This window comes from Termitidicoccus mucosus, assembly GCF_038725785.1.
GTDB classification, from domain to species: domain Bacteria; phylum Verrucomicrobiota; class Verrucomicrobiia; order Opitutales; family Opitutaceae; genus Termitidicoccus; species Termitidicoccus mucosus.
Map to the genome: position 1 here is coordinate 7691181 of NZ_CP109796.1, position 12818 is coordinate 7703998.

Here is a 12818-nt window from a genome sequence, read left to right on the forward strand (position 1 = left end):
ACAGGGAATGTATTTTATACCACTGTGGTTTGCCGCGGCGCGGGAACCTGTGCCGCCGCGAATTTGTTTCCATTTATCATTCCGGCGAAGGCGCGGCGAACGATGGAGCGCTCGTCCTGGAGGAATTTTCCGGCCTCCCCGTGCGCCGGCAGGCCGAGGGCGCGGCGGGCGCGGGCGACGGCGAAGTGGAGCTGCCAGGTGTAGTCCTCGATGGCCCGGCGCAAGTCCGTGGGCTGCGGCACCGAGGGCGGCTCGACCTTGCCGAGGGGCGAGCCTTGCGGGCCGCGGATGCCGTGCGGCGCGGGGGTGGCGAGCAGGCGCGCGAGCAGCGCCGCGATGCGGGCGCATTCCCCGATGGAAAGCTCGCGCCGCGCGGCGAGCGCCTCGCAGGCGAGGGCGACGGCATTGCGGAGGTTGAGCGGCAACTCCGGATCGGCGGCGAGTTCCTCCAGCACCGGGAGGCTGGCGGGCGTGATGCAGCGTTTCAGGATGGTGAGCGCGCCATACCAGCGCGGCATGTAGAACCACTCCTGCTGCGGGCGCGTGATGTCGCGGGCGCGGTCGTCCTCGCGCGAACGGATGGCGCGCAGCAGGCGCGGCTCGGCGCGTTCGTCGCCCCACATGGCCAGGATGGCGGCGGCGCGCCACGAGACCGTGTCATCGGCGGAATCGAGCAGCGCGGCCATGTGCGGACGCGCGAGTTTTTCGGCACGGTAAAGATGCCAGAGCGCCTCGGTGGCCGGGCCGCCGCGCAGTTCCTCCAGCCACGACTCGACCTGGCCGGGCGTGGTCTCGAAATACTCGGCGTCGGCATGGTTGCCGAACATGCGGTCGGGCAAATCCTGCAGTTTGAGCGCACCGGTGGCGATGAGGCGCTCCCGAAGTTTTGTGAACGGCACCGCGCGGCAGTCGTCCGCGTCGGCAACGGCGGTGAGCGCGCAGGCCAGCCCGGCGGCCTCGCCGATGCGCTGCACGTCGCGCTGCATGCGGAACGAATGGTGCGCCTCCTCCGACACGCCGGCGGCGCGGCAGGCGAGCACGATGTTTTTCAAGCCGCGCGGCAATAGCATGCGGAACGGCACCTCGCACGCGAGGCGGCCATACCATTGCTGGCAGACCCAGACCCAGAAGGCGGCCTCGTCGGTCTCGAACTCGTAGTCGCGCGCGTGGTTGTCGTAGTGGCAGCCAGTGTAGCTGATCGCGTCGGGAAAACGCTGGCGGTTGATGAGATCATCGAGCGAAAGCGTGTAGTCGGTCTCGATCTGGCGCGACTGGCGGATGCCGAGCACGGGCGCGATGTAGGTCGGGCGCGTCTCGGCGTCGTAGCGCTCCTGCACGTATTGGCGGACGCCGGCGAGGCGCGCGCGCGTGAGGTCGAGCGCGTCGGTCGCGTCGCAATAACCCGCGTCGAAATTAATGATGTGCAGCTTCACCGCGTCCTTGACCATCGCGGCGCGCCCGGAGGACTGGCCGTAGGCGTGGAGCATGCCGTCGCCGGCGCGGCCGAGCCGCGATTTTGCCCCGGCCGCCGACGCAAAATCGGCGTCGCCGGTCGCATCGACCCACGTTTTTGTCCGTGCGCGCAACGGCCCCCCGGGCGTGGCGAGCCGCGCTTCCTCCACGATGCCGTCGCGCGTCCGCACGGAATGCAGCGCGGCGTCCTGACAGACCTCGACGCCGGCCTCGGAGAGCATGGCGTCGAGCACGAGTTTTTTGGCCTCGGGATGAAATCCGCCGATTTGCGCGGCGGTGCCGAAGAGCGGCATGATTTCGCGCACGCGGCCGTCCACCTCCTCCTGCAATCCGCCTTTCACGCCGAAATAATAAACATGCAAACCGCCGCCCGTGCCGACGCCGCCGGGAAACGGCATCATTTCAAACGCAAACACCTTCGCACCCGCCCGCGCGGCGGCGATCGCGGCGATGGCTCCGCCCGTGCCGAGACCGGCAATGCCCACTTCCGCCACGCGCTCCTCGCCTGTGATCGCCGACTCTGGTCGCGCGCCGGAGGTTTCACCGGCCCGGCCGGGCGGAAGGTCTGCCAACCGGCGCGCGGCGCGCGCTCCGGCGTCGAATTTTTCCGCCAGAGCGCCGCCGTCGGCGCCGGCGAAGCAGACGTTGGCGGGAAGAATTTTCGCGAGCGCGCTGCCGTCGCGGCGCGGAGCGAAGGCGTTCAGCGGCATCACGCTGCCGTGCGTGAGCACCGCGCCCTTGAGATCGCCGGCCGCCGCCTCGCGGAGGGCGCGAAGCGAGGGCAGCCACGCGGTGCGCGCGCGGACGGCATCGCCGGGAAGTTTTATTGAAAGAACCTGCTCGCCCGCCCACTTCCCGGGCTGCCAGCGGAGGGTCGAGCCGGCGGGCAGCGCGTCGGGCGCGGGCAAATCCAGCGACGGCAGCGGGTGCGCGTGCGGGTGGCGGAAAAACAAATTCAACGTGCGCGACCGCGGCAGCGAACGTTTCCAATCCGCGGCGAGCAGCACCGCCAGCTCGCCGGCGTCGGTGGCATCGATCCAGCGGCGCGCGCACAGGCATCGCGGGCCGGATTTGGTCGCGACGATCACGGCGGAGACGAGCCCGCTGACGTCGCGTTCGACGGCATAGGGTGCAGCGTAATAAAGCACCGGCATCCGCTCGTGCAGCACAAGGTCGGTGGCGAGCACCTCGGCGATGGCGCCGTCCATCGCGCCGGGCTCGCCGCCTCCGCCGTGGCGGTCGAGCAGCGCACGCCATTCGAGCCAGAGCGGATCGGACGACGAGCCGGTCTCATCCGCGAACGACCAGCCGCTCTCGGCGAGCAGCGCGGCGCGGCGGTCAACCAGCAGCGCGTCGAGTCCGGCGCGGCGGCAGGCCAGCGTCGCGGCGAAGCCGGCGTAACCGGCGCCGAAGACGACGACATCGCGGATTTTTTTGTAGTGAATTTCTTGATACATGAACGTTGGCGCGGGCGTGAATGAGGGGTGGTGACGGGGGCTCAGGCTTTTCCACGGCGGGCCTCAAGGGCGGAGCGGGTTTCGGCGGCGGCCCTGCGGCTTATCGGGTAGAACCAAGCGAAGACGATGGAGGTGAGCCAGAAGCCGATGGGCAGAAGCAGGTAGAGCATGAACATGCGGTGCACCACGCCGTCGCTTTGCGCGGGGAGTTTCGGATTGAAGCCGGACCACTCGAGCGCGGCGCCCTTGAAAACCACGGAGACCGTGATGGCCGCCTTCACGAACCACGAGTAGAATGAGTTCAGCGAACCCTCGCGGCGGCGCGAGGTGTGGAACTCGTCCCAGTCGGCGACGTCGGCCTTCATGGAGGGCATGAACATCCAGATGGCGGGGATGGCGATGGCCTCGGTCAGCCCCGTGTAAATTTGCCAGTAGGGATGCGCCGGGGTCATCAATATATAGTTCGCGAGATGGCCGACGACCGTAAGCGTGAGCATGGAGATGGCGACCGCGCGCTTGTCGAAACGCTCGCTGAGCTTTGTGAGCACCGGGATTGAGAGCAGCCCCGTGACGCTGACGACGACGGCTTTTATCCCCGCGATTTTGCCGCCTAAGAGGAGGTCGCCCTGGCAGGCATAATACGCGTTCACATAATAATTCAGCCCGGTGATAAACGCGGAGCCGATGAGGAGGAAAAAGGTCATGCCGATGAGCTGCCAGAGCGGCTTGCAATGGAAGGACTCTTTCAGGCTGACTAGGAAGGGCGTCTTTTTCGGGCGCTTGGCCGCGACCTTGTGATAGCGTTCCTTGACAAAAATGGCCGGGAGCAAACCGCACACGAGCATGAGGCCGCCGACGAGCCAGCAGACCGAGCGCATGCCGACAACGAGCGGTTTCTCGCCGGGCTGCGCGTCGGACAGCCACGTGACGAGCGGCTGGATGAACTCAAGCAGCCCACGCACAAAATCGCTCCGGCCCTCCAGCACCGAAGCGTCACCCGAGGCGAGCATGCCGATGAGCAGGATGAATGCGATGGCCCAGCCAATAGCGAGGTAGCCGAACTTGGCAAAAATGGAGCACCACGCGGCCAACCGTGTGCGTTCGTCATAGCTGGGCGTGAGCTCAAGCTGGAGCCCGTAATAGGGCATCGCCCAGAGGGTGTAGGCCACCAGAAACAGGATGCCGATGGCGACCAGCGCGACGGCTCGCGCTGCGTCGCCCCAGCCGGACGGCAGGTGCCAAAAAAGCGGGTAAACAAGCACCATTGCGATGGTGCCCAAGGCGATGAACGGCCGGCGACGACCCCAGCGCGTGTTGGTGTTGTCGGAGATGTTGCCCATTACGGGGTCGGCAAACGCGTCGAAGAGGCGCAGCGCCACGAGAATGCCGCTGAGCAAGATCGCGTTCATGCCCATACCGATGTTGAAAATCGGCAGCCAGAGGATGCTGAACGTGAGGTTGTTCGAAAGGATGTCCATGTCCGTGCCGAGCGCGAAGACGATTTTCTGCCGAAGCGGAATGCGGTCCTCGGGCGCGATGCCGCGCAGGGGAACGGCCGTCGGAACGACGGCGGGAGGGACGGGCGTGGAGGTGGTGTCACTCATGTGCGGGTGTTTTCGGGGACTGAAAAGCTTAGCGGGCGAGTTCGTAGGCGAGTTGCGTGCCGGCCTTGTCAATGGTGGAAACGGCGAGGGTGAGCGGGCCGCCGGCCTGCCGGGTAAGCGGAATCCCGCGGATGCGTTTGCCGGTGGCGTCAACCGCCCATGCCTTCCAGTCGCCATCGGACAGGCGCAACGTGAGCGTGGCGGAGCCGCGTTGCACGAGGTGCGGGCCGGTCCCCCAATACTTGAGGAGCTTGTAGTCGGTGTGGCTGAACTTCGCGCCTTGCGGGAGCGCGTTGGTGAGGTGCGTGACGAGGATGCGCCGGGCGTCGGCGAGCGCGGGCGGCGCGGCGTCGGCTTTTGTCGCCAGCGCGATGACGGAGATGGAGCAGCGGGTGCCGCCATTGACAACGGAGACGCACGCGCCGTCGAGGCGGCTGCCGGGCGCGAGCACGAACAGCTCGCTGCGCGGCGAGACGGCTTTCACGGTGCCGGTGTCGGCGCGGAGTTCGATTTCGCCGGTGTCGGCGGCGTAGCGCGCGCGGTCGGCGCTGATGGAGCCGGCGGGAATCACGCCGTCGCGTTCGAGCCCGGCGGCGAGGTCATCGCCCATGAGGTAAGCCTTGGGCGGAAGTTCTTGTCTCGTTTCACCGGTGACGACGGCGTCGAGGTTTTGCGCCGCGCCGAATTTCGTGAGCACCCCGGAGGGTCGGTCAGGCAGCGAGCCGATGCGCGCGACAAGGCCGAGCGGCGAGAATTCGCCAGGAAAGAGGCGTCCGAGGCTGGTGAACGCCTCGTCGGGATTCACCGCGTAGGCGATGGCATGTTTTGCGGGGGCGATGTCGAAGCGTTGGAAAACGAGCGAGCCGGTGCGATCGGCGATGAGGCCGACGGGGTCGGTGGCGATGGCGAAGTAGTTGTCCACGCCGCCGTGGATGGCCATCCTGTCGTCCTTCGCGTATTGGAAATTGTAGAGCGCGTCCCAATCTTGGAGGCTGGCATAGGCGGGCATGAGCACCGCGCCCTCGAAACGATATTGGTTGGGGCGGCAGAAATTGAACTCGGTGCTGACAAAGGGCCGGCCGAAAATACGCACGGGCATGATGCGGTTGGGCATCTTGGCCCGGGCCTTGACGGAGCTGCCCTGGCCGAACGCGAAGGGCGCGGCCCAGGACTTCACGGGGAATTTCGGATGATCCCAATAGCTGTGGCAGTCAACGTAATCGTATTCGGCACGGACGGCGGCGAGTCCTTGCGCGATGGTGTAGTTTGCGCCGGTGAGGAGCGCCTTGGTGCCGAGCGAGCGCAGATAGGCGAACAGGCGCGCGTCGGATTGGCGATTAAGCTCGTGGATGAACTGGTTGAAGGCGGGATTGCTCGTGCCGGGCTTGCCGGGGAGACCCGCTTTTTCGAAGGCTTCTTTGTAGAGCGCGAAGATTTTGGGGTCGCCCTCGATATGGTTGAAGAGCGGGTTTTCGTTGACCGGACAGATGCCGATGAGCGCAGGGTCCTCGGCCCACGTGAGGCCGGTGTGGGGATTTTTGTGCGTGAGGAGGTTTTTCGCGAAACGCCGCCATGACTCGAACGCGCCGTTGTTGACCGGGAGGATGGCTTTGAAGAGGTCGCGGCTTTTGCCGCCTGGAAATCCCCAGGACGCGCATTCCTCCGCGCTGAAGCCCCGGCTGGCGTAAAGGTCGATGTTGATGTAAATGCCGCGTTTCTTCAGGGCGGCGAAAAGGTAGTCGAGCTTGTCGAGCTGCGCCGCGTCGAGTTCCCACGACAGGCCGCCCTTGCGCACCACGCCGCCGTCGAAATGATGGAAGCGGACGGTGTTGTAGCCGGAGCGCGCGAACCGTTCGGCCATCAGGTCGGCCTCCTCCTTCTCCAGATACTGCGCCGAGAAACATAGGTTCACACCCCAGAAGCGAACGCGTTCGCCGGGGCGGCCTTCAAATTCGAAATGCCCGGCGGGCGTGGCGCGGATGGCGCCAAATTTTCCGGCAGGCGCGTGCAGCGTGGACGAAAAATCAAACACGCCGCCTTTCTCGATATCGAGCGAGTGATGGTAGGGCGCCCACTCCGGGCCCGGCTCGATGATGAAATCCTTCGGGACGACGCCGACGTTGATTGGCTGCCTGGAGGCGGAGAGCGCGACGATCATCCACGCCGCGCCGCCGGTCTGCAGAAATTCGATCGAGGCCAACGGTTTTTCATCGACGCGGAAGCGCGATACGTAGAGGCCGATGGAGGCGGTGGCGTTTTCCGATTCCCATGCGATGCCGGCGTTTTCGGCGCTGGCGGGGTCGCGCCAGTTGCCGATGTCGGTTTTGTTTTTTATCTCGTGGCGCGTTTCCGAGCCGTCGGCGTAATGCGCGGTGAGAGTGCCGAGCACTTCGCCGGGTGTTTTGAGCGGATTGGCGGCGGCGTGCAGCAGATAAAGAAAACGATACGACGGCGGCGCGCCGTTTTCGCCGGCTGCGATTTTCACGGTGGCAGATTCGGAGATGCCGGTGCGCGTGTCGGTGCTCTCGCGCGCGGCCTCGCCGGCGTCGGACGCGACCTGCTGGCTGGCGCGACCGAGCACGATGGCGGAGCGGCCTTCATTGTCGTCGGGATTGATGATGTCGAAGGTGACGCCGGAGGCGGTAAGCACGCCGGGGCGCAGGGTGGCGAGGTCGTTGTCCGGCCCCTGATCGGTCCAGCCACCCCTGCCGTCGCCGGCGACCTGGTCACGAAACCCGCGATTGGCGGCCTCGCGGATGGAGAGGGGCGTGACCTGCGCGGACGCGCTCGCCGTGGCGTTTGCAGAGAGGGACGCACCGGGTAAAAACACGGACAGCGCAAATGCGGCGAAAGCGCGAAGGGGCAGGGTTGCGTCACTCATGGGTCGATATTGCTGGCCGTGTTTGTCGCCAGACAGCCTTGGATTGTCTTACGTAAAATGAACCTCGCCTGTGCCGCAAGGCGGACGCGTGATTTTGGCGGGGCATGGTGGAAATTATCACTGGGTGGCTGCGGCGCGCGGGATGAGCGGATTTTTTGGGATGCGATTCTGCCAACGGGTTTCGCAAGCGAAACCCCTACATCTCCCAGCGGGCGAAAAGGAAATGCTGGGCGGCCGGGATATAGGCGATGAGTTTGCCCTCCCCAATGGTCACCGCGCCTTCGCCGGCGAGTTTTTGGGCGCGTCCTGGCTTCGGCAATTCAAGCAGCACGGGGAGGTCGATGACGGCATTTTCGTCGGGCGTGAGTTCACGGAAGAGGAGCGCATACAGGCTGCGCGGGCCGTCGGCGTCAGGCTCGGCGAGCGAGACGAAGCCGGTCCACGAAAAACCGTTTGGCGCGCGGCCGACGGGGAAGACGGAGCCGTTTTGAAATGCCTCGCGGTGTTGTTTCCAGAGGACGATGAGCGGTCGCCAGCGCTCGATAACCACGGCGGGCACGCGGCTGATTTCGAACCACGCGAGCGGGGCGCCGGGCATGGTGATGGCAAACAAATACTCCGGCGGATAGGCCAAGGGGCGCAGCGGGTCGCCGACGTAGTCGGGCTCGTTGCGCGCGGGGTTGAGAAATTCGAGGCGGATGCGCTTGGGCCGGATATAGTGCGCGAGGCTCCAGAGCGCGCGCAGCGTCTGGTGCGGGTGATAGTTGCCCTCCTCGGTGAAACGGTTTTCGAGAAACAACTCGCCGCCGCCGGGGCGTCCCCAGTAAGTCGGACGGTGCTCGGCGGTGGCGTCGAAATCGAAGAAGATCGCGCCGCCGCTTTCCCCCAGCACACGGTCGCACAGGGCATGGAAACGAGTCTCGGCCAGACGCGAATGCAGCTTCACCGCGTCGAGTTTGAAAAACGTGATACGATGTTCGCGCCAGAGTTTCAGGATTTGCGCGGCGTCCTTTTCCCAGTTGGCGAGATCGCCGGTGGAATCGGGCGCATACCAGAGGCCGAGGCTCACAACGGCTTTGTCGGCGGCCTCGACGAGCGGGGCAAGACCGCGCGGGAAACGCGAGGCGTTAACCGTCCAGAACTCGGGATCGGCAGCCCAGAATCCGTTCCACACGCCTTGGTTGCCGGCGACGGGCGTGTTGACGGTCGCGCCCTTCTGCCAGCCGTCGTCGATTTGCACGACTTCGACGCCGAGGGCGCGCGCGGCGGCGATTTCGTCGAGGATGAATTTTTCCGAGAGGCTCGCCGCGCCGCAGCGGTCGCCCCAAGTGTTGGAAAGGAGCAGCGCGGAGTGCTCCGGCGGGAAGGCGGTTCCGGACGAAGTGACATGCCTGCCATGCGGATTGCGAATCGCGAGATTTTCAGCGACGGCGCCGGCGGCGTCCGGTTTGTAACCTAATGGGTTACAAGTTTCGGGGGATCGCGCCGGTGCCGGGGGGACGGTGTAGAAGGCGCGCTGGAAGGCGTGCAGCGCGCGGGTGGCGCCGGCGCGTCCGCCGGTGTAGGCGACGCGGGCGAGCGCATAGCCGGCGGGACAGGCGGTGGCGGTGAGCGCGCCTTTTTGAAACGCGAGCAGGAAGTCGAACACCGCGCTCCAGCGCTTGCGCACGCGGTGCAGCGGGGCCATGAGCAACCAGAAAAAACCGTCGCCCTCGCGCGAGGCGGTGTCCTCGATGCAAACGAGGTTGGTCTGAAGCGGCAGGCAGCGCTCGCCGGATTGCATGAGATATTCGCGCTCGAAGACGAGGTTGCTGTGGTGGTCGGTCTGATCGACGAACTGGATGTCGCGCACGACGAGGTGCCGCGGATAAAATCCAAAAAATGGATGCGCGATGGCCGGGGGGGTGATGAAGGTTTGTCCGTTGGGTTTGACGCGGATGCGGCCGGCGAGCTGAATATTTTTTTCGGTTCCGGTGGCGGCTTCGAGTTCGCGCAGGGTGGCGTCGGTTTCGGAACCGGTGAGTTGGTGGACGGCGCCGGCAATGAGCGGGTGGAGTTTGAAGGTGTGCAGGCGGTGGAGGGGGCGGCGCGGCGCGGCGCCTGCCGGCAGGATGACGGCGTTCCCAGTCGCTGGCGCGTTTTCGGGAGCGTCGAGGCGCAGTTCGGCGGTGAGGATGAGGCCGTCGGCGCGGGTGCTGAAGGTGGCATTCCATGCGCGGGTGCCGGCGGTGGAAGAATCGGCGGGTGCGCAAATGGGTGCGTCGTCGGGGCCGGGCGCAGGCGGGGGGCGCGGCGAAATCCATTCGGGGCCGCCGGCCCGGCGGAAGGAGACGAGGCGGAGCTGCCCGCCGGGCTCAAGGCGCCAGATTTCGCGAAAGAGGGGATTCTGGAGCGTGAGCTCGTTGTTTTGCCACTGGGCGGCGGGCTGGATTTCGGGAGATACGGGCATGGCGTGACGGCGAAAATTCATTGGATCACCTCGTTTCATCGAGGAAAACCTTTGTCGTAAGCGTGAGGGCTTTTGTCGGACGCTCGGTGGCAAGGACGACGGTGGCGTGGTTGGTGGTCTTGCCGGGCTTGAGCGTGGCGTCGGGCATGGGTTCGAGCGAAACGTGGAGTTTCGCGTCGGTCTCGTAGTCGAGCACGATGTCGGCAACGCGGACGCGTCCGGTGGTGGCGAGGTCGGCCACGGCATCGGAGGGCGCGCCGAGGTGCCAGCGGAAGAGCACCACGTCGGGGAAGTCTAGCTCGACCTCATCGCGAATGGTTGCGCCGGCGGCATCCCATGTGACGGAGCGCACCCAGCGTTTCAGGCCGGCGTAGCAGCCGGAGGCATCGACGGAAACGTCGCCACCTTTTTCGTCGAGGCGGCGGACGGTCATGAGTGCGGCACGGTGCGCGGGGTCGAGGATCTGGCCGGCGCCGTCGGCGAGGATTTTGGCGGTGAGCTGATCCGGCGCATAGGGGCCGACCTGAAGGACGTTGTGGCCGGCGACGCTCTTGAAATAGCTGGCGTGCCCGGCGATGCCGTAGGAGGCAAGACCGGCCTCGATGAGCACGGGGCGGCCGCGAATTACGAGGTTCACGTGGCCCCGGTCTTGGTGATCGTGCGCGTCGGTGGCGTGGCCGCCTCGCATCCAAAAACCGGACACACGATTCGCCGGGCCGCGCGAATAGGCGTCGATGCTTTCCACCCAATTGACGCGCGTCGCGACGGGCCAGGCGGCGAAGGCCGCGGGGGGCGCGCCCCCCGCCGGATCGAGTTGCGCGGCGCGAAAGATGGCGAGGGTGATGGCGTCTGGCGCTTCCAACGGGCGGTGTTGGAAGACCCAGAGCGCGGCGGGGTCGGCGAGGTCGGCGGCGAGTTTGGCGACGACCTCCCAGTCGAGGTCGCTGTTTTGCGAATCGAAGGCGTTGATGACGAAGCCGGCGGGCTGGCGGTGTTGCAAATACCACGCGGGGAAGGCGCGCAGCCACGGGTGGTTGATCAGGCGGTCGTCGCCATGCGCGCGGGCGGCGAGCGCGGCGGCGAGCAGGCTGTGGAAGGTGATGCCGGCGTATTGCATGCCCTCGACGCACTCGCCTTGCGGGCCCTGCGCGTCGAGCGAGCGGATGAGTCCGGCGACGGCAAATTCGTAGTCGTCGCGGTGTTTGTCGAGGCCGTTGAAAAGACTGGCGAGCGCGAGCGCCTCCAGCGGGAGCACCCATTGGTTCGACGACGCGGCCTCGATGCGGGTGAACCAGTTTCGTTTCAATCGCCAGTCGTCGCGGATGCCGGTGATTTCGTCCTCAAAGCGGGTGGCGAGCGCGGCGCGAAGCTCCGGGGTGAGCCCGCCGTCGGGAAGCTCGGCCGCGCATTCGACAATCGCGCGCACGGCCCAGCCGGTGCCGAGCCACGCGCTCCGGGTGTCTGAGCCGCCGCTCCAACCGGCGCGCTGGAGCGGCGACCAGGTGGCGAGTTCGGCCAGTTGATCGCGGACGTAGCCGAGCAGCTCCGGATCGCCGGACATGCGCGCGGCGGCGGCAGCGGCAGGCAAAAGGCGTCCGAGATCGCGCGCGGCCTCGGCGTCGGCGAGCGAGATGGCGAAACGCTCCCACTCAGCATCGCTGCGTTTCGACATATGCGCGGGCTTCTCGCGATACTTCATGCGGAATTTCGGATTGGCTTTGAGCTCGGCGAGAGTTTGCGGGCGGCGGATGACGCCGCGCCCGGCAACGGTTTTGCGGACGGCGGCGATGAAATCGGCTTCCGTGACGGTGGTGGCGTTTGTTGCAGGGCTCGACCGCGTTGGGGGCGCCGCGTTCCGAGTGGCGGAGGTGTTTTGTTCGCGGGTTTCGCGCGCGCGGCCTGACACAAGGTCAGGCCCTACCTGGGAGTCAGCGATAGCGGCGGGGTCGGCGAAACCGATACTCAGCGGCTTTTCATAGGCGGCCTCGTTGGCGGAGGGCGGGAGGCGGTCGAGGGAGACGAGGCGGGCGCGGGCGAATCTCGCGCATTCGTAGTGGCCGTGCGAGGTGGGATGTGCGTTGTCGTAGAAAAGGTGCCGGTTCGAGGCGCGGCTGGGCGTGGTGACATCGGTGAAACCATAGGCCGTGGGATCGGCCATCACCGCGTCGAAAAAGGTGTGCGCGTCGAGCGTGACGAGGTCGATGGCGGAAAATTTGGCGCGGAGGTTCGCGACAGCATCGTCCATGCGGGTGTTGAACGCGGCGGAGGCGTCGCGGAAACCGCGCATGAGCGAGTCGCGGTATTTCGGGCGGTCTTTCAGGCGCGCAGCGAGCGAGGGCGGGCGGCTGAGATCGGGAAGGTTGACCCAGAGGATATGCACGGCGCCGGCGCGGGCGAGGCGGGTGATTTGTTTCTCGACGCGGGCGGCGGCTTTTTTGCCGGTGGAGACGAGGCCCTTTTCGAGATTGGAGAAGACGAAGCCGAGGGGGGATTTGTCGCGGAGATAGTGGGTGAGGTCGTTGCCGCCGCTCCAAAGGGTGTAGAGGGCGAGCGGGTCGGCCTTGCCTTTGCAAATTTCAAGGTAGCGGTCGATTTGCTCCTCAAGTTCCTTCGTGTCGGTGCCGCCGACGGCGTAGTTGGCGCCGCCGCGCTCCCATTTTTCGAGGCGGCCGAGCCCGGCCATGAGCGAGAGTTGCTGCACCCAGGTGAGGCGCGGGTAGTTGCCGTTTTCCGCCGTGGGCGCGGGGCCGGTGCTGGGAGAATTTTTGCCGCGTCCGCCCGAGCTGAGGCTGTCGCCAAACGCGATGATGCGCGAGTAGGCGACAGGGGCGGCGGTGATGGAGTCGGCAGCCGCAAACGCAGTGAGGAGACCGGATAGAGCCCAAACAGAAAGCAGGGCGCGGAGGAGGCGGGGCGAGGCGTGCATGCGTAGGAAGTTTTTCTACGAGGACGTT

5 protein-coding genes are annotated in these 12818 nt (G+C 66.1%); all 5 read right to left on the bottom strand.

The window, feature by feature from the left end:
• Nucleotides 1-14: 14 nt before the first annotated feature.
• The 5 genes from OH491_RS26980 to OH491_RS27000 all read right to left on the bottom strand — a co-directional run bounded on the left by OH491_RS26980 (nucleotide 15) and on the right by OH491_RS27000 (nucleotide 12790).
• Entirely contained in the window at nucleotides 15-2930 is a 2916-nt protein-coding gene (locus tag OH491_RS26980; RefSeq protein WP_068772791.1) for an FAD-dependent oxidoreductase, read from the bottom strand.
• 41 nt (nucleotides 2931-2971) lie between these two features.
• Nucleotides 2972-4534 (bottom strand): MFS transporter, encoded by a 1563-nt coding sequence (locus OH491_RS26985; protein ID WP_068772790.1) that lies wholly within the window; start codon nucleotides 4532-4534, stop codon nucleotides 2972-2974.
• 28 nt (nucleotides 4535-4562) lie between these two features.
• Nucleotides 4563-7415 (bottom strand): hypothetical protein, encoded by a 2853-nt coding sequence (locus tag OH491_RS26990; protein ID WP_068772789.1) that lies wholly within the window; start codon nucleotides 7413-7415, stop codon nucleotides 4563-4565.
• Nucleotides 7416-7611: 196 nt separating this feature from the next.
• Entirely contained in the window at nucleotides 7612-9864 is a 2253-nt protein-coding gene (locus tag OH491_RS26995; protein WP_334319687.1) for a hypothetical protein, read from the bottom strand.
• Nucleotides 9865-9889: 25 nt separating this feature from the next.
• The gene (locus OH491_RS27000) at nucleotides 9890-12790 is read right to left on the bottom strand and encodes an SGNH/GDSL hydrolase family protein (protein WP_068772787.1); all 2901 of its coding nucleotides are present in this window, start codon (nucleotides 12788-12790) and stop codon (nucleotides 9890-9892) included.
• Nucleotides 12791-12818: the final 28 nt, after the last annotated feature.